19 protein-coding genes, 1 tRNA gene and 2 pseudogenes are annotated in these 23,087 nt (G+C 71.9%); 10 read left to right on the top strand and 12 right to left on the bottom strand.

Annotated elements, in window-relative coordinates; genetic code table 11:
- Positions 1-11: 11 nt before the first annotated feature.
- Positions 12-1,232, bottom strand: coding sequence for a CapA family protein (locus OSB71_RS04785; RefSeq protein WP_265944522.1), 1,221 nt, complete (start codon positions 1,230-1,232; stop codon positions 12-14).
- Positions 1,233-1,441: 209 nt separating this feature from the next.
- Between OSB71_RS04785 and OSB71_RS04780 the strand changes: the two genes are divergently transcribed.
- Positions 1,442-2,212, top strand: coding sequence for a hypothetical protein (locus OSB71_RS04780; protein ID WP_265944519.1), 771 nt, complete (start codon positions 1,442-1,444; stop codon positions 2,210-2,212).
- A gap of 138 nt (positions 2,213-2,350) precedes the next feature.
- On the opposite strand, the gene OSB71_RS04775 is transcribed toward OSB71_RS04780, so the two are convergent.
- The 4 genes from OSB71_RS04775 to OSB71_RS04760 all read right to left on the bottom strand — a co-directional run bounded on the left by OSB71_RS04775 (position 2,351) and on the right by OSB71_RS04760 (position 7,288).
- Positions 2,351-3,895, bottom strand: a complete 1,545-nt coding sequence (locus OSB71_RS04775) for a PstS family phosphate ABC transporter substrate-binding protein (RefSeq protein WP_265944517.1) — start codon at positions 3,893-3,895, stop codon at positions 2,351-2,353.
- 503 nt (positions 3,896-4,398) lie between these two features.
- Positions 4,399-4,890 carry a Gmad2 immunoglobulin-like domain-containing protein gene (locus tag OSB71_RS04770; RefSeq protein WP_265944515.1) on the bottom strand — a complete coding sequence of 164 codons (492 nt, stop codon included), beginning with the start codon at positions 4,888-4,890 and terminating at the stop codon, positions 4,399-4,401.
- Between the two features lie 324 nt (positions 4,891-5,214).
- Positions 5,215-6,216 carry an MBL fold metallo-hydrolase gene (locus tag OSB71_RS04765; RefSeq protein ID WP_265944513.1) on the bottom strand — a complete coding sequence of 334 codons (1,002 nt, stop codon included), beginning with the start codon at positions 6,214-6,216 and terminating at the stop codon, positions 5,215-5,217.
- A 319-nt stretch (positions 6,217-6,535) separates the two neighbouring features.
- Positions 6,536-7,288 carry an SCO4225 family membrane protein gene (locus OSB71_RS04760; protein ID WP_265944511.1) on the bottom strand — a complete coding sequence of 251 codons (753 nt, stop codon included), beginning with the start codon at positions 7,286-7,288 and terminating at the stop codon, positions 6,536-6,538.
- 583 nt (positions 7,289-7,871) lie between these two features.
- On the opposite strand from OSB71_RS04760, the gene OSB71_RS04755 reads away from it, so the two are divergent.
- Positions 7,872-11,315 (top strand): CHAT domain-containing protein, encoded by a 3,444-nt coding sequence (locus OSB71_RS04755; RefSeq protein WP_265944509.1) that lies wholly within the window; start codon positions 7,872-7,874, stop codon positions 11,313-11,315.
- Positions 11,312-11,980, top strand: coding sequence for a hypothetical protein (locus OSB71_RS04750; protein WP_265944507.1), 669 nt, complete (start codon positions 11,312-11,314; stop codon positions 11,978-11,980). Before OSB71_RS04755 ends, OSB71_RS04750 begins: the two co-directional genes overlap by 4 nt.
- 544 nt (positions 11,981-12,524) lie before the next feature.
- Here the strand turns inward: OSB71_RS04750 and OSB71_RS04745 are convergent.
- Together OSB71_RS04745 and OSB71_RS04740 are read right to left on the bottom strand one after the other, a co-directional pair.
- Positions 12,525-12,707, bottom strand: coding sequence for a hypothetical protein (locus OSB71_RS04745; protein ID WP_265944505.1), 183 nt, complete (start codon positions 12,705-12,707; stop codon positions 12,525-12,527).
- A 236-nt stretch (positions 12,708-12,943) separates the two neighbouring features.
- Positions 12,944-13,483 carry an aldo/keto reductase gene (locus OSB71_RS04740; protein WP_265944503.1) on the bottom strand — a complete coding sequence of 180 codons (540 nt, stop codon included), beginning with the start codon at positions 13,481-13,483 and terminating at the stop codon, positions 12,944-12,946.
- Between the two features lie 143 nt (positions 13,484-13,626).
- Here OSB71_RS04740 and OSB71_RS04735 point away from each other — a divergent pair, with 143 nt between their 5' ends.
- The 3 genes and pseudogenes from OSB71_RS04735 to OSB71_RS04725 form a co-directional block, all read left to right on the top strand.
- Positions 13,627-14,151, top strand: coding sequence for a hypothetical protein (locus OSB71_RS04735; RefSeq protein WP_265944501.1), 525 nt, complete (start codon positions 13,627-13,629; stop codon positions 14,149-14,151).
- A gap of 629 nt (positions 14,152-14,780) precedes the next feature.
- A complete protein-coding gene (locus OSB71_RS04730; protein WP_265944499.1) occupies positions 14,781-15,404 on the top strand; it encodes a hypothetical protein in 624 nt (207 codons plus the stop codon).
- 14 nt (positions 15,405-15,418) lie between these two features.
- Positions 15,419-15,818: pseudogene (locus OSB71_RS04725) on the top strand (tyrosine-type recombinase/integrase); the annotation flags it as partial.
- A 221-nt stretch (positions 15,819-16,039) separates the two neighbouring features.
- Here OSB71_RS04725 and OSB71_RS04720 read toward each other — a convergent pair.
- Positions 16,040-16,303 (bottom strand): hypothetical protein, encoded by a 264-nt coding sequence (locus OSB71_RS04720; protein ID WP_265944497.1) that lies wholly within the window; start codon positions 16,301-16,303, stop codon positions 16,040-16,042.
- Here OSB71_RS04720 and OSB71_RS04715 point away from each other — a divergent pair.
- Positions 16,256-16,444 (top strand): annotated as a pseudogene (locus OSB71_RS04715) (replication initiator); the annotation flags it as partial. The gene OSB71_RS04720 and the pseudogene OSB71_RS04715 sit on opposite strands and share 48 nt — an antisense overlap.
- Positions 16,445-16,501: 57 nt before the next feature.
- Here the strand turns inward: OSB71_RS04715 and OSB71_RS04710 are convergent.
- A complete protein-coding gene (locus tag OSB71_RS04710; protein WP_265944495.1) occupies positions 16,502-17,563 on the bottom strand; it encodes an IS630 family transposase in 1,062 nt (353 codons plus the stop codon).
- A gap of 276 nt (positions 17,564-17,839) precedes the next feature.
- On the opposite strand from OSB71_RS04710, the gene OSB71_RS04705 reads away from it, so the two are divergent.
- Positions 17,840-18,657, top strand: a protein-coding gene (locus tag OSB71_RS04705; RefSeq protein WP_416237194.1) for an IS5 family transposase whose coding sequence is annotated in 2 segments (ribosomal slippage) — positions 17,840-18,182 and positions 18,182-18,657 — 819 coding nt in all. Because the reading frame shifts where the segments join, the coding sequence is not laid out codon by codon here.
- A gap of 161 nt (positions 18,658-18,818) precedes the next feature.
- Complete coding sequence (locus tag OSB71_RS04700; RefSeq protein ID WP_265944491.1) at positions 18,819-19,115, top strand: hypothetical protein; 297 nt, start codon at positions 18,819-18,821, stop codon at positions 19,113-19,115.
- 206 nt (positions 19,116-19,321) lie between these two features.
- Here the strand turns inward: OSB71_RS04700 and OSB71_RS04695 are convergent.
- The 3 genes from OSB71_RS04695 to OSB71_RS04690 all read right to left on the bottom strand — a co-directional run bounded on the left by OSB71_RS04695 (position 19,322) and on the right by OSB71_RS04690 (position 21,002).
- Positions 19,322-19,394: transfer RNA gene (locus OSB71_RS04695), tRNA-Arg, on the bottom strand.
- Entirely contained in the window at positions 19,357-20,037 is a 681-nt protein-coding gene (locus OSB71_RS24570) for a lysophospholipid acyltransferase family protein (protein WP_416237197.1), read from the bottom strand. The genes OSB71_RS04695 and OSB71_RS24570 overlap by 38 nt, the downstream gene beginning before the upstream one ends.
- A gap of 200 nt (positions 20,038-20,237) precedes the next feature.
- A complete protein-coding gene (locus OSB71_RS04690) occupies positions 20,238-21,002 on the bottom strand; it encodes a GNAT family N-acetyltransferase (RefSeq protein ID WP_265944489.1) in 765 nt (254 codons plus the stop codon).
- A gap of 871 nt (positions 21,003-21,873) precedes the next feature.
- On the opposite strand from OSB71_RS04690, the gene OSB71_RS04685 reads away from it, so the two are divergent.
- Positions 21,874-22,881 carry a sigma-70 family RNA polymerase sigma factor gene (locus tag OSB71_RS04685; RefSeq protein ID WP_265944487.1) on the top strand — a complete coding sequence of 336 codons (1,008 nt, stop codon included), beginning with the start codon at positions 21,874-21,876 and terminating at the stop codon, positions 22,879-22,881.
- The last annotated feature ends 206 nt before the right edge of the window (positions 22,882-23,087 follow it).

Below are 23,087 nucleotides of genomic sequence, written 5' to 3'. Positions count from 1 at the left end.
GGGGCCGCGCCTCATCCGGCGGGCAGCTCCTTCAGCGGTCCCAGCCCGTCGCGCGCGGCGCCGCGGTTGAGCATCGTGCCCAGGGTGCGCTCGTAGGCCAGCAGGTAACGGGCACGCTGCTCGGCCGTCAGCCCCTCACCGTCGGCGAGCTGGTCGACGACGTCCACGAGCCGGTGGTCGGTGGGGCCCGGCGGCAGCTCCGCCGCCTCGTCACCGGCCAGCCCGGCCGCGCCCGCCTCCGGGTCCGGCGGGATGTCCACCAGAGTGGGCACGTAGCGGGCCTCGACGGCCCAGCCGTCACCCGCGCGGGTGAACTCGAACCAGCCGATGGCACCCTCCTCGGTCAGCCCGGTGGGCACGTCGTGCCGCGCGAGCTGGTTCCCCAGCCCGTAGGCGATCCACGTGCCGTCCACCTTCTCCATCGGCTGCACGACGTGCGCGTGGTGGCCGATGACCAGGTCGATGCCGGTGTCCTGCGCGATGCGCCGCCCGAGCTTGAGCTGCGACCTGCTCGGACCCGGCTGGTGCTCGCGCCCCCAGTGGATGCTGAGCAGCACCACCTCGGCACCGGCCGCGCGCGCGGCCTCCTCGGCCGCCGCGATCGCGTCGAACGACGTCTCGTTGGCCAGCCACGGCTGGTCCTCCGGCACCTCGCGACCGTTGAACCCGAAGGCGAACGAGAGCTGCGCCACCTGCACGCCGTTGACGTCCATGACGAGCGGGGTGTCCGCCTCCTCCTGGTCACGGGCGGACCCGGTGTGCCGCACCCCCGCCTCGTCCAGCACGTCCAGCGTGCGGTGCACGCCTTCCGGGCCGTGGTCGAGCGTGTGGTTGGAGGCCGTCGAGCAGGTGTCGTAGCCGATGTCCTTGATCGTGGTGGCGACCTGCGGCGGCACGAGGAAGTCCGGATAGGTCTGGAAGGGGCCGGACGGCTCGCCCAGGACCGGCTCCAGGTGGCAGATGCCGAGGTCGGCCTCGCTGATGACGGGCTCGATGCCTGCCATGATCTCGGAGAAGTCGTATCCCTGGCCGCCGGCGTCCTGGTGGGCCTGCTCGACGAGCTGGGTGTGGAGGAGGATGTCCCCGCCCGCCGCGACGGTGAACGTCGGCTCCGCCTCCCCGCTCGCGCCCGCCTCGTCGGAGCCGACGAGGCCGCAGCCGGCGACGGGAACCGCCAGCAGGGCGCAGGCGGCGGCACGGGCGAGTCGGGTGGCACGGGTACTTCTGTTCACCGGGGTATCTTCCTACGAACATGAGTGCGCCCCGGACAGCGAAGGTAACGATCCCGACAACAGCGCTGGTGGTGGCCGTCCTGGTGACCTTTGTGGCAACTCTCACAGGTTGCCAGTCCGGCACCGCGGACCGGGGGAGCGGGCCCGGCCGCAGCGCCGCGGGACCCCGCGCCGACCTCGCCGAGCGGGTCGGGGGCTTCACCTCCGGCATGACCGCGCGCGACGGCTACCGGGGGCCCGCCCGTGCGGAGCGGGACGCCGTGGCCGACGGCGTCGGCCACGTCCTCGACGGCGACCTCGACGGCGCGGCCCGCCGCCTGGCCGACGTCGACTTCACCGTCCGCACCTTCACCGACTCCGCCACCGGGCGCCGCACGGCCGAGGTGGCCGACGCGGCCGACGGGGGCGAGGCGACCCGGGGCTGGGGCCGGGTCTACGTGGACCTCGGCGCGGCCGTCCACTGGTCGGTACAGGTGCCCCACCCCGTGGCCGACGTGGCCACCGAGGACCTCGGCGTCGACGTCCTGCGGTCCCGGCCGGGCGGAGTCCTCGTCCTCGCCGGAACCCACCGCGACGCCGGCCGGGACGGCGAGGCCGACGCCGCACACCGGCGCGACACGGTCTTCCACGCCGTGTGCCGCGAACTCGTCCGGCGCGGCCTGCCCGGCGTGCAGCTCCACGGCTTCGCCGACGACTCCGTGCCGGGCGAGGACGCCGTGGTCTCCACCGGCCGGGGCGACGACGCCCTGCCCGACGCCCGCGCGCTCGCCGACGCCCTGCGCGAACGGGGCCTGGACGTCTGCCGCGCCTGGGCGAGCCGGTGCGAGCTGGAGGGGCGCACGAACCGGCAGGGGCGCACCGCGGCCGAGCACGGGGTGCCCTTCGTGCACCTGGAACTCAGCCGCGGCGTGCGCGACGACCCCGAGCGCGCCGGGCACGCCGTGGACGCCGTCGCCCGCATGCTGGCGCGCTGGGCCTGACCCGGGGTGCCGCGCCGGCGGGGTGGCTCACGTCGGACGCCCCGGGGCCGCGCCGGTGCGGCCGGGCGTCGGCGCCGCCGCTTCGGCCGGCGTCGGCGACGCTTCGGCCGGGTGTCGGCGCCGTCCCGGCGGGGTGGCTCACGTCGGACGGCACAGCACCGGGTTGCGCAGCTCCGCGCAGGGGCGGTGGCCGTGCGCGCGGATCACGTCGCGGCCGACCTCGTTCGTCAGGTAGCGCAGGAAGCTCGCCGCGGGCGAGTCCGCGGCCGGCTCGCCGTAGGTGTAGGCGTACTCCGTCTCCCAGAACGGGTACGCCCCGTGGTCGGCGTTCTCCAGCGTGGCCGCGTGGCCGTCGATGCGCACCGGCAGCACGCCCTCGTGTGCCTCCGCCGCCCCGGCCTCGCTGTAGCCCAGGGCGCCCGGCGTCCGCGCGACGGCGTCCAGCACCTCGCCCGTGGAGCCGCGAGCGCACCGGATGACGCCCCGCGGCGCCCCGGGCGCGGGCTCGCGGCAGTCGTCCGAGGTGTCGCCCGGCTCCCGGCGGCCCTGAAGGACCTGCTGCTCGAAGGTTCTGCGGGTGCCGGAGTCGGAGTACCGGCCCACCAGCCGCACCGGCACGTCCGCGCCCCCGAACTCCGACCAACTGCCCACCTCGCCGGCGTACAGCCGCCGTATCTGCTCCGGGGACAGGTCGCGCACGCCCGCGTCCTCGTTGACGACCAGCGTGAACAAGGAGAACGCGATGGGACGCGGCAGCAGCGCCGGGTGGCCCTCCCCCTTGGCCCCGTCGCTGAACGCCAGCATGGCCGGAGGCTTTCCCTCCGCCTCCCGGCCCGCGCTCTCCAGGGCGCGCAGGCCCTCGGTGCTGCCCCGCGTCCGCAGGGTGAAGGCGGCGCCCGGGCAGGTGCCCGCGTACGCCGCGGACGCGTCCTCCAGCACCGGCGAGAAGGCGGTGGAGCCGACGAGGGTGAGGCGCCCCTCCGCGCAGTCCAGCGGCGCCCCCTGCCCCTCGCGCCCGAGGGAGACGGCGAACTGGCCCAGGACGACGAGCACCAGGAAGCCCACCAGCGCCACGGCCTGCTTGGACGTGCCGGTCTGACTTCGCGTCTCCTGCACGCCGCCGTTGCCGACGCCGCCCTTGATCCCGCCGACGACCTCCGGCGCGCGGAACTCCCCGTCCGGCGGCACCGGCTCCTCCGGCAGCCGCTCCAGCACCGCCAGCACCTTGTAGTGCGCCGACCGGTTCAGCGGCACCTTCGGCAGCTCGATCACACCGTCCCGCACGCTGAGCCCCGACTCCGGACCGAAGGAGTGCCGCAGGAAGGCGTCACTCAGCTCCGTGACGACCATCCCGGCCACCCGGCGCCCCGGGAAGCGCACGCGGACCCCGACCTTGTCGTCGTCCAGCACCGCGTAGTCGCTGGTGTCGATGTGCGTGGCCCCGTTGTTCTCCACGCGCAGCAGCACGAAGGACGGGTCCACCAGCGACCGGCCGTCCGCCTGCCGCAGCTCCTGCAACGCGTCCGCGTACTGCGAGTGCACCTCGTCCGTCGCGGTGGTGTCCATCTGCACCCGGTAGCCGAGCCGCTTCCGCCCCACCACCACGAACTCGTACAGCGCGGCGAAGATCGGCACGACCACACCGAGCACCGCCAGCAGGACCTCCCACGGAAAACCCCCCACGACCGCCTCCCCCGTCAACGAGCAGTGGGAGGGCCAACCTAGGACCGAAACCACCGCCGGAGAACAGGCGTTGACAACCGGTCAGCAACTGTTCACCCCTCGGCCCCCGGCCGCTTCCGCCGGCTCCGACCACACCAGCGGCGCCCACCGGCTCCCGACCGCGCCCGGCGGTGGCCAGCGGCTCCCGGCCGGGCACAGCGCTGCTCACCGGCCCCCAGCCGTGCCCGCCGAATTCCCGCCCGTGCCGCCCGTGCCGCCCGTGCCGCCGCCGCTTCGCGGCGGGGGTGTTCGCGCCCGGCGGTGCTGCTCGCGCCCACCCGTGTCGCCCGCTCCCGCCCTCCTCCGGCCGTGCCCGCCGACTCGCGGCCGCACCGGCCTTCACGGCCGTTCCCGGCCGCCTCTGCCGGGCGTCGCCGGGGGTCCGCGCCGCGCACGGGAGGCCGCCGTCCGCGCCCCCGGCGGGGCGCGAACGGCGGCCTCAGGGGTGTGCACACGGCGTGCTCTCAGGGGGAGCCGATGGGAATCTGCAGGATCTGGCCGGGGAAGATGCGGTCGGGGTCCTCCACTTGGGGATTGGCCCGCACGATCCGCCGGTACCGGTCGGCGTCGCCGTAGTGGGTCCTGGCGAGGCCGGACAGGGTGTCGCCCTTCTCGACCTCGTGCTCGCGGTACCCGAGGTACCCCGGCACGATGCGCGGCCCGTAGATCGCCGGGACGGTCACCTTGTTGACCTCGCTGCCGTCCCGGGCGCTGCGCTCGAAGACCTGCACGAAGACCCGGTCCTGCCGGAGCTCCGCGTCCCCGAGGTCGACCTGGAGCTGGAACTGCGCGTGCTCGCCGGTTCCGCCTCCGACGTGGAACGTCCCGCTCACCTCGTCGTGGCCGTCCCCGATGCGGTAGTGGAGCACGGTCTCGAAGCCCCGGCCGACGCCGGCCACCTGCACCGGGTCACCGACCAGGTCGAAGGCCCGCGGTTGATAGATGCGGTTGGTCACGAGAACCTCCCGAGTCGCGTTCAAGCGGCCCTGCCCACCGTGCGCCCACCCCCCGCTCCGAGGCAAACCCCGCGCCACCCCCCACCGACGAGATCACGCCACACCCCGCCCGCCCTGCCCCGGCGAGGGGCCAGTGGCTCAGGAAACGAGCGCGGCGAACCACACTCCAAGCGCGACTCCGGCCACCAAGGAAAAGCAGTAACTGAGCGTGAACGCCAGCCAGTGCAGCATTCTGCGGCCCGGTCTGATGGGGCCCCTCGGAAGCGCTCTCAGGCGCCCTCTCCGCGGTCCCGGGACGCACCGTCAACCTGCGGAGCGACCTCTCTACGGCAGGGCGCCGCCCGAGGGCTGGGCCGCTTCGGCGTCGGCGATCCGCCCACGCAGCATGAGGTCCATCACCGCCAGGTACCGCTGCGTCCGCGGCCGGCCGAGCACGAAGGGGTTGACTCCGTCGGGCTGGTTCCGAAGCTGCTCGGCGCGTTGGAGACCGTAGTCGTTGGGGTGGTTGGACAGTTCCACGTCCACGTTCTCCTGCCGGGTCCGCTTTCGGAAGGAGCGGATGGACGCCAGGTAGGTGCGCAGTTCCGCGAGTTCGGTGGGCGGGTTCGTGCCGCCCCACAGCATGGCCGTGTGGCGTTCGTGGCCCGCCCGCACCGGGAGGATCAGCGAGACGGTGCCCGGGGTGTGGCCGGGGGTGCGGTGCAGTTGGATCGTCGTCCCGCCGAGCGAGAGCCGTTGCCCGTCCGCGATCTCCAGGTCGCGGACGGGGGCGTTGTCCGGCCGGGTCCGGGCGACGAGGTCCCAGTCGGCCGGCGTCATCAGGACCCGTGCTCCGTAGCGGTCGGCGAGGAACCGCGCGCCGCCGAAGTGGTCCGCGTGGCCGTGGGTGACGACGACGTACTTGATCATCTCCGGGTCGGCTCCCAGCGCGCGCAGCCCGGGGACGAGGATGCTCTCGGCCTCGGCCGGAGAGGTGAGCGCGTCGATGAGCACGATCCCGTCGTCCGTCAGCACCGCCATGGCGGAGACCCAGCCCGCGCTCAGGAAGGCCAGGTTGTCGAAGAGCTTCAGCGGCTCCGGCACGGACGGGCGGGGGAAGTCGATGTCCGGGGTCAGCGCCCTGACGAGGGCGAGGAGGACGGGGTCGCTCCCCGCCAGCCTGCGGGCACGGTGGTAGTAGTGCCGTGCTTCCGCGCCGACCGCCGCGGCCGGTGCGGTGAGCGCGACCGAACCGGCGCCGGCGGCGAGCCCGAGTGCGGCGAGTTGACCGAAGCGACGTCTGGACAGGCGGCCCGCTAAGCCGCCGTTTCCGGGTGAACGGGTCATGGTGAGTCTCCTCCGACGCGTGAGCCCAACGCGATCACGATAGGCGAAGGATCTTCCGGCCGCCCCGTCGGACCGGCTACCTCGGCCCGAGCGCAGCCCCGCCCCTGGCCTGGACTCCGTTCCCCCTCGACCGCCCGCCAGCCGCCGCCCCACGGGTGGCAGGCCGCTCACCGCGTTGGGCGGGCCCTGGTGGCCTGCCGTGACGCGTGCCAGGACGGTCGGCCCGCTGCCGAGGCCGACCCGGCCGTCTGCTACCGCGGGCTCGCCGCAGGAGACGGTTCCTGAGGGCCGTCCGACCGGCGGATGATCCGGCGTTCGCTCAGGCGGCCGGGCCCGCCTCGCGCGTCCGCAGCTTGTGGGCGAGCCGGCCGATCAGCACGGCGTTGATCAGTCCGGACAGGGCCGTGCCGGCGGTGAAGAGCAGCGGGTTCAACCAGGCAAGGGACGGCCCCAGGTCGGGTGACGCCAGCAGGAAGGCGACGACGCTGAGCGGCGCCGTGGCCATCAGTGGCCAGATCCCGGCGAACCCCGGCTCGGGCGACAGGTACACGACGCTCAGGAAGAACCCCAGCGACGCCGCGACCACGGCGAGATACCCACGCGCGAGCCAGTTGTCCACCGCGGGCGCCAACTGGGCCCGAACCCTCCGCAGCCGGGGGTGGGCAGGACGCACGAGGCCCGGTCCCTGCTGCGCGGAACGGCGCGGGAGGGGTTCGCGCGCGCCACGCGACGCGGCGGGCGCGGACCGTGCGGTGAGCGCGCCGAGCACGGCGGCGTTCACCAGCGCGCACAGCAGGGTCCAGAGCACCGCCCAACCGGTGGCCAGCACTTCGACCGCCCCGCCGCCCTCCGTGCCAGGGCCGAAGGGGAGAAGCAGGCTCAGGAAGGAGAGGGGTGCCGTGAGTGTCAGGGGGTTCAGGAAGAGGAGGACAGGGCTGTCCGGGAAGACGAAGGAGGCCGGCACGGAGGCCACGACGACCGCCAGATAGCCCCGGGCCAGCCGGCTCCCCGCGGCGAGCCCGAGAAGCCGGCGCAGGCGCGGCACGCGGCGGGGGCGGGACGTACTCGGCATCGCGGATTCCTTCACCTTGAGCCAGGTCGGTCGTCACACGATGAACCGTGCGGTGCGCCGCGGGCATGAGTACGGGTACTCATCCCGACGGGGAGCTCCAGGGCGCGCGCGAAGCCCCGACCCCGGTCTTCACGCGGAGGAAGCTCGCTCACCTGCGGCACGGCCGGTGCGGGACGACCGTCTCCGGACGGAAGGGGGGAGACGACGGCCACGGCGCGGCGCGCGCCGAAAGGCGTGGCGCGCGTGTGACGCCCCCACCGGAGCTCGCAACTGCCCGGAGAACGCGAGTTGTTGCACCACATCAGGGCGCTGGCGATGTCCGGGAAAGGCCCCACCCCGCTCCGAGCGCCGCGGAGCCCGCCCGGACGCGGGGGAGTTCCTGGCCCCCGGTGCGCCGTCGAGCGGCCGGTGCGGGGGCTCGGTCTGGGGAGCGCCGTCCACGGGCAGCGGCGCCGCGCCCCCGCCCCGGAGTCGGCCGCGCCGGGGTCGCCGGATGCCGTCGGCCGCGACTTCACCGCCGAGCGGCCGAACCCGCGTGCCATGGTTGCACCGTTGGTCACCGGTTGGCGCGAGGGGAACGGCAGTGCGGCTGTCGCGGGACATCACTGGGTGGGCGTTCATCGTGGAGGTGGACGGTGTCCGGCATGCCGGACTGGCGGTGGGACTGGTCGGCGTCAGCCCGTTCACCGCCGGCGGCGGGGCCGGAGGCAGCCTGTTCACCCGGGCGAACGGCTGGTGGGGCCTTCCGGCGCTCCGCTCGCTGAACGAGCTGCCGTTCGACCACCCTGTCGATCACCGGTGGTGTGTCACGCGGGACGACGGAGGCGTGCTGTCCGTCCTCAGCCCGGACGGTGCGTACTTCGCGCACGACCTCCGCCTGGACGAGCCGCCGGGCTGGCGGGGGGCGGCGACCGCCTCGGGCTCGGTCATGCTGGTCGTCTCGCACGTGCTGCCCGCCGTGGACGACCCGGTCGGCGCGCTCGACGTCGAGACGCGGGAGGGGATGGTGTGCGCGGGCCCCGTGCGCTTCGGCGGGCCGGACCACGCACCGCGTGACGAGGCCGACGGCGCGCCGACGGTCAGGTACCTCGTCGACCCGGTCGGCACGCTGATGGAGCTGGCACTTCACGCGTGCGACCGGATCCTGTCGTTGCCCCAGGCGAAGCGACGGGCGCGCGAGCTGGAGAGGACGCGGCAAGCCCTGACGGAACACGCGGAGCACGCGCTGTCCGCCCGGGCGATGGTGGAACTGCTGTTCCGGGACGAGTTCCTCGACCACCGCGGACTGGTCGAGCTCATGTACGTCTACTGGCGGCTGGTCGCCGAGGTCGCCGACGCCTGCGGGGCGGAGGCCGCCTGGCGGGACGCGGCGCTCCGCACCGTCGAGTCGGCCGTCCACCTGGTGGCGGACCGGTGCGACCGCGCGGTGTTCGAGGAAGCCGACGCGGTGGTGTCACGGCTGATCAACACGGTGAGCGATCCCGCCGAGTCGGGCGCCGCGTTGCTGGCCGCCGCCCGGTTGCGCACGGCCACCCGGGGAGCGGAGGACTTCGCCGCCGACCACTACGCCCGCGGGGGCCGTACCGTCTGGTCCGCTCGGCTGGACGCGGACCTGTACCGGACGTGGTTCACCGACGAGGAGCCCTTCCAGGCCGAGTCCCACCGGCTGGTGGCGGAGGCGGGACGCCTGGTGGTGCGCGCGCTGGAGCTGGACGGCGGGACGCGCAGGCCCCGGCTGCTGGCGTCGTTGGCGCAGATCCTCGCGGACGAGCGGGGAGTCCACCGGGAGTCCGCCGACGCCGCGCTGTCGGCGTGGCTCGACTCGTCCGCCGCCGACGATCCGGATGTCGCCCTGTTCCTGCTCAGGGTGGTGGAGGGGGTTCCCCCTGACCTGGCCGACGGGTTGCCCAGGGCGGTGTTCGGGTCGCCCCTGGCCGACTTCGTCGCCGCCCACGGCCGCGACGTGACCGCGAAGGTGATCAGCCAGGGCGTCAACCTGGCCCGGGAACGCGCCGACCGGCCGCTGCTGCGCACCGTGCTGAACTGGGCGGAGCAGCTCGGCGTCCACTGGGGCCCCGCCCACCGCAGGCAGTTGACCGAGGCGCGGCTCCACGTGCTGCCCGACGACCCCACCGACTGCCCGGGGCCCGGCCATCCGCTCGCGGCGCCGTTCCCGCGGTCCTGGACGCCGGCGCAGCGGTCGGCGGCGCTGCTGCACACGGCCGCCCACGCCCGCGACCTGCGGCAGCCGGCGCTCGGGCTGACCCTTCTGAGGCAGGCGGGCGACGTGCGCAGCGAAGCGGCCAGGCTGCTGACGGCGGACCTGTACCACCAGTCGGCGCAGGCGGGCGAGCCGGTCTCCAGCCCCGTCCCGTTCCCGTGGGGTTACTACACGTACGCGGCACTCGGTTACGCCTCGCTCGGCTTCGAGGAACTGGCGCGCGCGAGCCTGGTGCCGTTCGCGCGGCGGGTGGGCGACCTCCGTGGCGAGGAACTCGAGGCGGCGCTGTCCGCGGTCATCGTGGACGTGCCGAACTTCGACACGAGCCGCACGCCCGAACTCGGCCGCGTCCTGCGCGACCTCGTGCACGCGGCGATCTGGCGGCTCACCGCGGAATCCGAGACCCTGCCGCTGGGACTGATGCTCGGTCTGCACCAGGCGGGCAAGGGGCCGGAGCTGGGCGCGTGGTGGCGGATCGACGGCCCGCTCGCGCTGCCCGCGCACATCCAGCACTTCCTCGGCAAACTGCGCGACCTGGAGGAGCCCGCCGCCTCCCCCGGCGCGGCGCCGCACCTGCTGAACGCGCTGGACGCCGACCGCCGCCCCGGCGGCCACGACGCTGAGCAGATCGCCCGGAACCTGCGGTGGCGCGTCTCGTCGCTCATCGACGACGAGCTGAGGCGCCGCTCGGCACCGCTCATCGACGACCAGCGGCTCTGGGCGAAGACGCACGAGCTGCTGGACGAGCGGACCGTACTGCTGACCTGGTTCCTGCCCGCCGCTGTGAGCGGCGCGGCCGTGCTCCTCGCGGTCACCAGGCAGGGCCGGGAGCTCTTCGTGCACCTGGGCGACGGCGCGGACGGGAACGACGACCGGCACCCGGTGGCGGACCGGGTCGAGGCGATCCGGACGGAGGTCGAACGTGACCCGCTCTTCGGCGACGTGACGCCGGAAGGCGGCCGACTGCTGCGGCAACCGGGCGACGTGGCCCTCGGCGGCGGCGAACCGTGGGACAGGTGGCGGGCCCAGGGCAAGGACCGGGTCCTGGCCTGGCCGCACGGCGCGCTGCACTACCTGCCGCTACCGCTGTGCCGCACCGGGGACCGGATGATCGCCGACGACTGGACGGTCGTCACCATCGCCGGCCTCGAAGCCCTCACGCCCGCCGCGGGCCCCGCCCGGCCGCGCCGCACCGCGGTGCTGGCCTCCGCCCACGGCGGCGTGCCCTACGGGCTGAACGCCGAACCGGCGCTGGAGGAGCACGCGCGGACGGTCGCCGCCGCGGTCGGCGGGGACGCCGTCACCGGGCCCGCGGCCACGCGTGAACGGTTGCTCGCCGAACTGGCCACGGCGGACGTGGTCCACATCGCCGTACACGGGACGCTGGACCAGGACGCGCCGTGGATGCACTGCCTCTACCTCACCCCGGACCGGGACGACGACGGCCGGGTCTTCGCCTACGACTTCCTGGAGGCCGACCTGCGCGGTGTCCGCCTGGTCACCCTCGCCGCGTGCGAGTCCGCGCTGGGCCGGTTCGACCGCGCGGACAACGTCCGGGGCATCCCGTCGGCACTGATCACCGCCGGTGCGCAGGCCGTCGTCGGGTGCCTGTGGCCCGTGCGCCCGGAGCCGACCACGTACTTCTACCACCACATGCACCATCGGATCGCGCACGGCACAGACCCCGAGCGCGCCTACCGCGAGGCCCAACTCGCCACCCGTGCCCGGCATCCCCGTTACCGTGACTGGGGAGCGTTCACCTACCTGCGTGGACGGGGTGGTCGGAGCAAGGGAGCCGTGGCATGAGCGAGGTCCGGTCGCACGAGGTCGATCTCGTGCCGGAGCACACGCTCGGCAGCCCGGCCGACGACGAGCCGCTGCGCGGCAGGCTCACGTTCGGCTGGGACGTGCTGCCCGCCGACCACGAGGGCGTGCCCGCTCAGTGGGCGGCCTACGTCAAGGCAATGCCCGACCGTGAGTTCCGGCAACTGGTGATGGTGTGCTCGTTCCGGCCGGAGACACCGGCCGGCAAAGGCGCGTTCCGCCACGCCTCCCTGGGAGTGGCGCTGTCCACACCGGACGGCCGGGCACGCCCCGTCGCGCGGCTGATCGACCCCGGCGAACGCACCCGTCCGGTCGTCGGCTCCGGCATGGGCATGAGCTTCACGGTCAACGCGGGCCTGCTGGACGTGGGCGTGGAGAGGCCGCCGGGTGCGGGCGCGGAGCGGCGCGAGTGGATCGTGCGCGGCCACGGCGCGTCCCAGCCGGACCCGCAGTGGGAGTTCCGCCGGGTCAAGGGCTTCCCGCTGGTCGGCGACCACCCCGTGGCCGCACTCGTGGAACTCGTCCCCGACCGGCTGAACGCGGCGGAGGTGCTGGTGGCGGCAGAGCTGGAGCACCGCACCTGGGGCATCCGCCGCTACCGAGCCCACCTCGCCCCCTCCCCCCACGCCATCGTCCTCGCCGGCTGACCCGCCGCCATCCCTGACAGCCGTCCCCGCCCAAGAACCGGTCAGACCAGTTCAGCAGCCCGGAAGTGGAGCGCTGGCACGAGCTCGGGGTGGTCTCCCCGTGAGGCCGACTGCAGTAGCTCGGTGACGACGATGATCCGGGCGATGCGTCCGCCATCTCGAGCATGGGGAAGGTGTCGCGGACGCGGTTCGCGAAGGCGGGGACGAGTAGGGAGCACGTCACGAGCATGGCGGCGTCGTAGCCGACAGGTGCGATTCCGAAGCCCTCCCAATCGAGCAGACAGGGGGTGGTGATCGTGAGGTTGGCCGTGTGCAGGTCTCCGTAAGCCGTCGCTCAGTCCGTGATTTTCGGGGCAGGCATGCCGAGAAAGCGCGGGACGCTGCGGTCCACCCACACCTGTCGTACGGCCACGCGGTCTGTGGGGACGGGTGCTCACGTAGTCGAGGTCGGTACGGGGGAGTGCCACCAGGTGGTCGGCAGGTCTGAACCCGTGCGCAGGACGGGGCTGTGGGAGCAGATTGGCTCGGCGATGTACTCGTGCAGCTAGGCCTGGTAGGCGTAGCCGTCGCTGCTGGACTCCGCGGTGCCGTGGAGCAGGGGCTTGTGGACGCGTCTGTCGAAGAGCGCGGCGGCCTGGCGGTTTCCCTTCCAGATCCTTCCCGCTGCTCTCCTGTGGCGTGGATAGCAGACGCAGCCAGCAGACGCCTCGGTTCGGGTGCTCGACACGGCTGCTGAGGGTGCGACCGTGCCAGCCCCAGATCTCGGGACCGGCAATTGCGACGCCCAGCGTCTCGGCGGACCGCGCGAAGACCCGGCGCATGCGATGTTGGTCCGTAGGGTCAGCCGGCGGCGAGTACATCCAGCACCCCTCGCAGTGGAGGGACAGGGAGGTCCGGGTTCCGCAGGGCGGCTTGGGCTTCGGCCCAGTGTTTCGGGGGTGGAGACGGAGAGCAGAATCCGCGTCACCCCAGGGCAGGTGCCGCCGCCAGCAGGCATGCCTGGACGGCGGTGAGGTCCGGGTTCAGCAGGGCGGTGAGTTCGCGGGTGGCAAGGTGCGGCAGGTCGCTGCCGAACAGGGGTGCCGAGGCGTACACCTGCCACCCGAGGTCGGCCACCTGGGGGATGGGTCCCTCTCCGTCCAGGGCCCGGGCGAAGGCGGTGAAGGTGTCGCGGAGGGCTTCGTACGGGCCACCGATGGTGCGCTCGGGGTTGTGGGCGAAGACGAGGTCCAGGCGGTCGCGGCCGAGTTCGGTGCGGTTGCGGGCACATTGCCAGTGGACGTACGGGCTGCTCAGGCAGTGCCCGTGCTCCGCGTCATCGCTGGTGATGGCTCCCTCCGATACAGCATCCTTGGCGGATTGACCGGTCAGAAATCTGACCTTGGTGGAGACCTGAAGAGGATGCTGGGCGAGAACGGGCGCAAGCAGCGGCTGCGCCCGTCCGCCGAGGTAGTTGGGCGCGGTGTCAACCCACGCGGTGGTGGGGTCGGTGGCCGCCTTCACCTGTACTCCCTGGGCAGCCTGCCATACCGCAGCCTCGGCGGGATGCTCGGTAAGTTTGGCGGGATTCTGATAGCCAGCGTGGGTAGCGTCGGCGTCGACCGAAGAGCAAGGCGCCTGTGAGGCGCACGATGCTGGGGGAAAGTATGAAGAAGTTCGCTACGCTCGCTGTCTCCGGTCTGCTGATCCTTGCGGCTCCGGCCACGGCGATAGCCGAAGACGGTGGGCAGGTGCCGCCGCAGTCGCAGGCGACCGAGGGTTTAGCCCGTGGGGACGCGGCCTATGGTGCTGACACTGATGGCGTCGGGACGCTGGCCTACCCCAAGGGGTGCGGCATTCAGGTCAATTTCCCGCACGCCAGCAACTCTTACGAGCACGAGATACACACCCGGATCGTCAGCGCCTGTGACGTGCTGCCGCTGGCCTCCAATACCGTGTCCGGTAAAACCTACCGGTCCCGCTGGTACGGGTGGCAGCAGGTGGCCACCCTGCCGGCGAAGACCAAGACGGCCGGGAACGTGCAGGAGTACCGGCGCACCGTGGTGGCCAACTGCAGCGAAGGCAACTGGTACCGCTACCGCACCGAGGGATTCGGCACTATCAGCACCGGTGTGCAGAGCTACTCTGCCGCCGCCTACGAGCAGAACGACGATGAGATTGTGTGCCGCTGACCGCCAGGCCCGGTACCTGCTTGTCGTAGCAGCTCTGGCCGCAGCAACTAGCTGCGGCCAGAGTCTCGCACCGGAGCCCGTGCCCGCTCCTTCTGCGTCGGCGTCGCCGCGCGACCAGACGGACACCGCGCCGTGGAGGGCTGCCGAGGACCGCTACATTCCCCAGGCCGCGCCTACGGCAAAAGTTGCAGATGCCACGCTCGAGCCATTCCACGAAAGCTGGCCGCGCCAAGACCCCACGTCGCCACCGAGAATAATGACGTGGCCGGGGGCGGATGAGCGCGGCGGCATCGAAGTGAAAGGAGCCAGCATCCCGTTGCGTGTTGTCCACCTCGTCTACGACAGCGTTGACGACCAAGGCATACCTGACGTCACCACGGCCACAGAACAACGCTGCCATGAACACCGCGCCGCGCCCCTCCCCCATAGTCCGGAAACCTGTGCCTTCGCACCCGCTGGCCGGTCCACGGTCATCGAGCTGCCGCAAAAGGCGTGTGGTGCATACCACATCATCCAAGTCTCCTGGGTCGACACCTCCACCACCCTGACACCAGAGGATGAGCTCAGGGAAGCGTCCGCCTCCTATGGTTGGCGGTCACCGAACCACTGCAAATGAAGTAGGTAACGTCATGACCGACCCCACGACGGTGCTAGGTAGGCTCTGCCACGGCCTGATCGACCCTGCCGGCGGCCACTTCATCGGCGAAGCAGAACGCGCGGTCCCCTCCGTGGACCCCGAGGGTGAGCCACGTGGTTACAGCGACTACGAGCCCGACTCCTCTAAGCGTCCCGGCACTCTCCTCCACTCCCGTGTGGAGCTGCAGATCACCGAAAGCTGCGAGTGGATGGTCAGGCGCGACGACGGAGGACAGATCAGCCGCCAGGGCCCGGACCTCTACCTCGACCTAGCCGGTCGTCAGCAGCACCAGCGGCTGGACACCGGCCGACCGGAAGACGACGCTCACTGGAGCTTCTGGACCGGCGAATGGATGGCAGAACTCCTCCTTCCGCACCGACTACTGGGCCTGATGAACCGCGTGAGCGCCTCCGCAGCCCCCGACAACGGCCACGTCGCCCTCCACGCCTATCCTGACCACCAGCGAGTGCCCTCCCCTTACAGCGGCGCTGCACAACCACACGTGGCGTCACTTGACCTCCTTGCAGCCCCCGAAGCGAGTCGCTTGCAGCATGTAACCGCTCACCATGCTGACGGACTGCGGGACCACTTCACCCTCCTCTCGCCCTTTGCCTGAAGCTGCACCAAGTCCCGCTCTATGCCGCCTTCGTGTTGGCGATCGTCATGGAGCTGGCTCCGGTGGTCGGACGTGGATCTCGACGGGCGGGCGTTGTACGTCCGGAAGCAGACTCAGTGGCGCTGTGGCGTGCTGTACGACGATGACCCGAAGAGCTGCCGCAGTCGTGCTGTACCGCTGCCCGCGCTGTGCATCGCTCCGTTGCGCTGGCATCGGATGCTCGGGCGAAGGCGGGGGAGGGGTGGCAGGAGTCCGATTGCGTGTTCACTACGCGGACCGGTCGACCAGTGAACGCAACGTCTTCGGTCCTTCACGCGGGTCGCCCAGAGTGCCGGTCTTCGGGTAGTCCAACTCCATGACGCCCGGCACGGCACGACCACGCTCCTCACGGCGGCCGGTGTCGCACCGGCCGTCGGGCGCGCATATGTCTCGCTGCACTCCCGCCGACCTCAGCCACGCTATCAGCTTGTCTCTTTTGCGGAAGCGACCTGGCAGTTCTCAAGATTGGAAGCGGGAGAAGACTCGCATATAATCCGTATTGGGGACTTCCGGAGTTTCCAACCCTGCTCTTTCATAGATCCCACCCTTGTAAAAGACGGGAGCTGAAACATCGGATACCTTGAGTAGACCTACGGTCAATCCTTGATAAAAATAATGTTTGCGTTTCGAGTCAGCATCTTTCGGAAGTTTTCTGCAAGCTCTGGATGAAGGTCGCGTTGGGCTTCGATGTGTCCGGTGGTGAGCCAGCGTTCTGCTCGGGTGCGGGCTGGTCCGTGCAGGGCCGGGACGATGGCTTGCAGGGCCGTGCGGATCCAGCGGATCGCCTGGGCGGGTGTGGTGGTGTCGAAGGCGGCCAGGCTGCGGAGTTCCCCGGAGAGGGGGCGCGGGTGCCCGACCACGCCCGGCGGCTCATCCGGGCCTGCTGGGACCTCGACGGCGTGTATCCGGACCGGAAGCTGTGGGCCTGGGTCCACATGCTCGGCTTCCGCGGCCACTTCTCTAGCAAGAGCCGCCGCATAACCACCGCAACCGCTGAGCTGCTGACCGTGCCGGAGGTCATGGCACGGCTCAAGCTCGGACGCTCCACTGTCTATTGATCAGAAACTCATGGGGTTCTCGTCCAGGGTGTAACGGACGGTGGGGCCGCCGAAGTAGCCGCGGACGATGTGCGGTTGTCGCTGGCGTCTGCGGAAGAACCGGCGGGTCTCGGGGGTGAGTTCGGCCTGGTTCCGGGCTCGGTGCTGCTTGGGCAGGCTGTGCTTGAGGTCGGCGTTGACCAGCTCGTCGGGGTTCAGCTCGGGCGAGTAGGCGGGGAGGAAGTGCAGTTCGACGTCGTCGGGGTGGGCGGCGAGCCAGTCGCGGACCTTCCTCGAGCGGTGGGAGGAGTGTCCGTCGACCACGAGGTGGACCTTGTGGTCGAAGTGGCCGGCGATCCGGTCCAGGAAGCGGCACATCACCTCGGCGGTGAAGCTCTCCGTGAAGACCATGAAGTGCATCCGGCCCTTGGTGCTGATCGCCGACATCGCGTTCACCGAGAACCGGTTCCCGCTCCGCGGCACCACGGGTGTCCTGCCCTTCTCGCCCCAGGTGCGGCCGGTGACCTGGTCGGAACGGATACCGACCTGGTCGGCGAACAGAACCTCGCCCCCGTCCTTCCTCGCCTTGGCACGGATCTTCGGCCAGATCTCCTCATGCCAGCGCCGGACGGCCTGCGGGTCCTGCTCGACGGCCCGCTTGTCCGGCCGCTGGAAGGACAGCCCCCACCGCTTGAGGTACTTGCCCACCCCGGGCTCGGTCAGCCCCACCCGGTACAGCTTCGCGATCAGCTCGCCCACCAGCCGTCGCCTCCACAGCTGCCCGCTCAGCCCCACGTCACAGGGCCGGTGATCAAGGATCGCCTGCCGCACGGCGGCCTGCTCGGCCTCGCCGAGCACCTGGTACACCCCAACCGGCTTGCCCCGTGGCCGCATGACCAGCGCCTCCCGGCCGCCGGCCAGCCACTTCGCCCACCAGCCGTCCACCGCCTTCAACGACACCCCGAAGAGCTCCGCCACGTCCTCACGGTCCCGCCCCGCCACCAACGCGGCCACCGCCCGCAGCCGCAGGGCCTCCTGCGCCGACGGCGACAGATGCCGCGCATCCACCACCAGATCGCTCACACACCACCAACGACCCAGAACCCGAACCGTTTCGGATCAATAGGACCTCACCCGCTCCCACCGGCTGACGTCCATCACCATCTGCCGCGCTCGCCGCATCCCGGCCGACTCGCTGCACGACTTCATCCGCGAGCAGATCGAGGAGGCAGCCTGATGGCCAGTCAGCGCAAGCGCAACCCCAACGGCGCCGGAAGCATCACCAAGTGCAAGGACGGCCGCTATCAGGCCGCCGTGTAAGAGCGTGTCCTATGTGGCGGTCGGCTCGTTGTGCCGGTCATGGGGAGTGCTCGGTGGGGATGGATCGTTCCGGACGGCTTGTGGGAGCTCGCGCAGCCGCTGCTGCCGCCAGCGAAGGTGCGGCCGCAGGGCGGAGGTACGCAGAACACCCCTGATGAGGCGGTGTTCGCCGCGATCGTCTACGTCCTGGTGAGCGGCTGCGCCTGGCGGGCGCTGCCGCCGTGCTTCGGGATCTCCAAGTCCACCGCCCACCGCCGCTTCCTGATCTGGTTCCGGGCCGGAGTGTGGGGCCGGCTGCACCAGGCGGTGCTCGACAAACTCGCCAACCACGGTCTGCTGGACCTCTCCCGCATCGTTCTCGACTCGGCCCACGTGCGGGCTAAAAGGGGGGCGAACACACAGGTCCGAGCCCCGTGGACCGGGGCAAGCCGGGTACCAGGATGCACATCCTGTCCGACCGGTCCGGACTGCCCCTCGTGGTCGGCATCTCAACTGGCAACACCCGCGACAGCCAGGGCCTGAAACCGATGCTGGCCGGCCTCCACACGAGACACGACCGGGACCGAGGCCGCGACTACACCTTCGGCAAGCTCCACGCCGACAAGGCCTACGACAACCCTGACCCGCGCCGATGGCTCCGCGGCAAACACATCGCGGCACGGATCGCCCACAAGGGCATCGAGTCCAGCGAACGGTTGTGGCACCACCGCTGGGTCATCGAGCGCACGATGGCCTGGTTGACCAGCTACCGCCGCCTGTCACCCCGCTACGAGCGCCATTCCCGCAACTACCTGGCCTTCCTCGGCCTGGCCGCAGCCCTCTGCTGCTACAAGCGACTGACCCGCCTCACCACATAGAACACGCTCTAAAACGTCGAAGGGCCAGCCCGGGGTGCCCCCTCTGAGCTGGCCCCTCTCCCTGTGCTCGCAGCAAAGTCACGGATCGCCCATTTCCTCCGATTCGCCCGCGATGACGGCACGAACATGGCAGCCTATGAGCGGCAACGAAAGGACCGGATATGCCCATTCTTTTCTTCGCCGCCGCTGGTGCCCTCTTTGTCGGCGGAACCGGTGGAGGGTGGTACATGTGGAAGCGTGGTCTGCAGGAAGCGGCCAAGCGGCTGCAGCATCAGGACGCCGAGGCCGCGAATCAGGCGCTTACAGATGCCATCGACCTTGCTGAACTGCGTAACAAGGCGCAAGAGGCAGGCTTGAACCCGGACGAGGTCGTTGCCGGATACGAGAAGTTGCGAAACTCACAGTTGTCTCTTGAGGATGTGCTCAAGAGGCTGAGGCGGGCTCCCCTCACGGGCTGAACATCTGCGACCTGCGGTACAGAGCCCGCATTCCGCGAGGGTCATGAGCGGCGGCCGCTCATGTGGCGATCCCGCTCACGGGGCTCAGCTTCTCGACCGCATGCTCCCCGACCCGTTAATGCGTACTGGCACGCTTGTGGCACGAACCCTGAAACGCTGAAGGGCAGCTCAAGACGAAACCCCTCCTGAGCTGGCCCTTCGGTCTGTGCCCCCGGCAGGATTCGAACCTGCGACACCCGCTTTAGGAGAGCGGTGCTCTATCCCCTGAGCTACGGAGGCGGGGAGGTACCGGCGCCAGTGTAGCGGGTGGGGTTGGGGGGTGGACGGTGTGTTGGGCGGCGGTGGCGAGGGTGCGGCGGGTGTGGTGGTGGGACGGGATCGGGGGGTGGGCGTGGAGGGTGACGGTGAGGTCCGCGGCGTGGGCGACGTGTCGTAGGGACGTGAGGAAGGCGGTGTCGCCCACGTAGGCGGGGGCGGTGGTGGGGTGGCCGTGCTGGCGGTAGGTGAGGGTGACCGGCTGGACGGGGGCGCCGGCGTCGATGGCCGCCTGGAAGGTGGCGCGGCGGAAGGTGCCCGCGGGGGCGGAGCAGCGCGTGGTGCCCTCGGGGAACAGGGCGATGTGCTGGCCGGAGCGCAGGGCGGCGGCCAGGGTGGCCACGGCGCGGGGGAGGTCGCGGAAGGCGGTGCGGTCGATGTAGAGGGTGCCGGCGCGGGTGGTGAGGGGGCCGACGAGCGGCCAGGTGGCGACCTCGCGCTTGGCGAGCAGGCGGACGGGGGCCGACGAGAGGAGGGCGAGGGCGTCGAGCCAGGAGACGTGGTTGGCGACGAGCAGGGTGCCCGGGGTCGTAGCCAGGGGGGCGCCGGTGCGGTGGAGGCGTACGCCGAGTGCGGCGAGGGTGGCGCGGGCGCGGGCGCCGAGCACGGCCGGGTCGGCCAGGCGGGCCCCGTCGAGGAGCGTGGCCCGGGTGACGACGCGGGCGAACGCGGCGCAGCGGAGGGCGGCCGTGGGACGGGGCACGGTGGGGCCGGGGACGACGCAGCGGGAGGTGCACGGGGAGGTGACGGTCCAGGCGCTCGGGGTGGGCGGGGTGAGCGGGACCGGGGTCGTGCGCGTCGCCGTGGTCACTGCGGGTCCCCGAGGAAGTAGCGGCGGTAGCGGTCGGACATGCGGTCCAGGGGGAGGAGGGTGAAGAAGTCGGCGGTGTGGAACTCCGGGTCGTGGGCGGGCGGGCCGCACAGCCAGGCGCCGACGCGCAGGTAGCCGCGCAGCAGCGGCGGCAGGTCGGCGTAGTGGGGGCGCTCGGCGGGCGGGTGCGCGGGGTGCCAGGGCCGGTGCGGGGTGACGCGCAGTTCGGGTGGGCAGGCGTGCTTGCCGTGCGCCAACTGCCACGCGGCGTCGGCCGCGCGCCCGCCGTCGGTCAGCGGCACCGAGGCGCACCCGGCGAGGTAGCGGTGCCCGGAGAGGAGGACGTACCGGGCCAGGGCCGACCACAGCAGGTCGATCACCGTGCCGGTGCGGTGCTCGGGGTGGACGCAGGAGCGGCCGGCCTCGACGAGCGCGGGACGCAGCGGGGCGAGTGCCGTGAGGTCGAACTCGGAGTCGGAGTACAGGCGGTCGGCGCGGCCGGGCGGCAGCAGGCGGTAGGTGCCGACGACGGCGCCGGTGGCGCGCTCGGTGACCAGCAGGTGGTCGGCGACCTCGTCGACCGCGTCGATGTCGTGCCCGGGCAGCGGCGTGTGCAGGCGGGCGCCCATCTCCTCGCCGAACACCTGGTGGCGCAGTCGCTGGGCGGCGCGGACCTGGTCGGTGGTGTGCGCGACCGAGACCTCGTAGTCGCCGGTGGTGTGCGTCCCGGCGGAGCGGGCATGTGCGGAGGTGGCGGGCATGGTGCGTCTCGCTTCCCGTTGCGGCCTGGGGCTGCCGGACGCGGCCGAGCGCGGGCGTCCTGGTGTCCCACCGTTCTCGGACGCCGGGCGGCGTGGCGAGGCGCGGGGTGTGGACATAGGGGTTCGCGGGCGGGGAACTGGGGATCGCGACGCGGCCCGTCCGACGGCGTTCACCGGGCGGTGGCCTGCCGTACGGGCGCCGTCCCGGAGCGGGCCGGGGCGGGCCGGCGCGGGAGGCGCGCGGCCCCGGGGCCGCGGGCGGGGCGGTTCCGCCTCGCCCGCGTGGGCCTGGCAACCGCCCGGGTCCGGGCGCCGGGGCGGTCGTCGCCGGGCTGTCCGGTCTGGGGCTGGTCGGCTCGGCTCCCAGGCCGGTCCGTCTCCGGGCTGGTGAGGCTCGGGCCGATCCGTTCCCGGATGGGTCGGGGATCGGGCTGGGGACCGCCCACCGGGGCCGTGGGGGCGCGGGGGTTCCGGGCGGGTACCGCTGCGTCGCAACCAGCGGGGGCGTGGGGCCGTCTATGGGGGGTGAAAGCGGTGCGAGCCCTCGCTCGGGTGGGCGGTGAAGTGTGATCACCGTCTCAGCGAGGCAGGCGGGTGGGTGGGTGGCCCGCGGCGGCCGGTGGGCTCGTTCCCCCGCTGTGACCTGGGGTTCTGACGCAGACCGCACAGTCGCCTGCCGCGGGTGTGGGTGGACAGGGTACTGCATGATCGACAACTGGGCGGGGCGCATTGGGAATTCTGTCCGGATTCGACTCGTTGAGACGTTCGGAAACGGTTACCCGGTCAGGGAGGACGGCGCTCCGGGCGTCATTCGCCAGGGGTCATCCGGTCCGCCACCGACCAGTAAGTGATCACACGCAAGGGAGAGCGCATGGCAACCCGTGCCGTCGCCCGTCGTCAGCCCGCCACCGAAGGCGCTGAGGCGGCAACCAGTGTGCGCGCAGGCGGCGACGTCGCCGACCGTGATCTGGTCGGCATGTACCTGGACGAGATCGCCCGCACCCCGCTGCTGGACGCGGCCAAGGAGGTCGAGCTGTCCCTGGACATCGAGGCCGGGGTCTACGCGCAGCGCATCCTCCAGGGGAGGGAGCGGCCCGTCGAGGGCGGCCCCGTGGCCGGGGCCAGCCGCGAGGAGCTGGAGGCGATCGTCATGGCGGGTGAACGCGCCAAGGACGTGTTCATCCGCTCCAACCTGCGCCTCGTGGTGGCCGTCGCCCGCCGCTACCCGCGCAGTGGCCTGCCCCTGCTGGACTTGATCCAGGAGGGCAACGCGGGCCTGGTGCGCGCGGTGGAGAAGTTCGACTACACCAAGGGCTTCAAGTTCTCGACGTACGCGACCTGGTGGATTCGCCAGGCCATCACGCGGTCCATAGCGGACCAGTCGCGCACGATCCGGCTGCCGGTCCACCTGGTGGAAGAACTCGGCCGCATCCGCCGGGTGCAGCGAGAGTTCGGTCGCGAGCTCGGGCGGGAGCCGGAGCCGGCCGAGATCGCCGCCGAGCTGGGTTCCAGCCCCGAGCGCGTCACCGACGTGCTCGACTGGGCGCGGGACCCGGTGAGTTTGAACATGTCCGTCGACGACGAGGGTGAGACGCAGTTCGGTGATCTCCTGGAGGACACCTCGGCGGTCTCCCCGGAGCAGTCGGTGCTCACGCTGCTGCGCAGCGAGGAGCTCGGTGACCTGATCGGGCGCCTCGACGACCGCACGGCGTCCATCATCCGCGCCCGCTACGGCATCGAGGACGGGCGCGAGCGGACGCTCACCGAGGTCGGCAAGCAGCACGGGCTGACTCGGGAGCGCATCCGGCAGATCGAGAAGCACGCGCTGCTGGAGCTCAAGCGCATGGCCCACGACACCGGGTTCGACGCCGTGGCCTGACGCGCGACCGGCGCTGTGCCGGGTCGGCGCGCAGCGCGGCGGCGGGTGCCCGCACCGGTGCGTTCACCAGGGCCTTCGGCGCCACGCGGGGCGCTGCGCACCGGCGGGGTGCTCGCCGCCCGGCTCCTCGGCCGACCGCCGCCGTAGCGGCGGCGGCTCCGCGGGCACGCTGGTCAGCGCGGGGGTGGGCGCCGGCGCTGAACGGA

Source organism: Streptomyces marinisediminis, assembly GCF_026262575.1.
Classification (GTDB): domain Bacteria; phylum Actinomycetota; class Actinomycetes; order Streptomycetales; family Streptomycetaceae; genus Streptomyces; species Streptomyces marinisediminis.
This window is presented reverse-complemented; position numbering and strand designations above follow the sequence as displayed.

Coding starts and splice junctions, on each gene's coding strand:
- OSB71_RS04685 (WP_265944487.1), top strand. CDS start 21,874: ATGGCAACCCGTGCCGTCGCCCGTCGTCAGCCCGCCACCGAAGGCGCT.
- OSB71_RS04750 (WP_265944507.1), top strand. CDS start 11,312: ATGAGCGAGGTCCGGTCGCACGAGGTCGATCTCGTGCCGGAGCACACG.
- OSB71_RS04690 (WP_265944489.1), bottom strand. CDS start 21,002: ATGCCCGCCACCTCCGCACATGCCCGCTCCGCCGGGACGCACACCACC.
- OSB71_RS04730 (WP_265944499.1), top strand. CDS start 14,781: ATGACCGACCCCACGACGGTGCTAGGTAGGCTCTGCCACGGCCTGATC.
- OSB71_RS04700 (WP_265944491.1), top strand. CDS start 18,819: ATGCCCATTCTTTTCTTCGCCGCCGCTGGTGCCCTCTTTGTCGGCGGA.
- OSB71_RS04780 (WP_265944519.1), top strand. CDS start 1,442: ATGACCGCGCGCGACGGCTACCGGGGGCCCGCCCGTGCGGAGCGGGAC.
- OSB71_RS04735 (WP_265944501.1), top strand. CDS start 13,627: ATGAAGAAGTTCGCTACGCTCGCTGTCTCCGGTCTGCTGATCCTTGCG.
- OSB71_RS04760 (WP_265944511.1), bottom strand. CDS start 7,288: ATGCCGAGTACGTCCCGCCCCCGCCGCGTGCCGCGCCTGCGCCGGCTT.
- OSB71_RS04765 (WP_265944513.1), bottom strand. CDS start 6,216: ATGACCCGTTCACCCGGAAACGGCGGCTTAGCGGGCCGCCTGTCCAGA.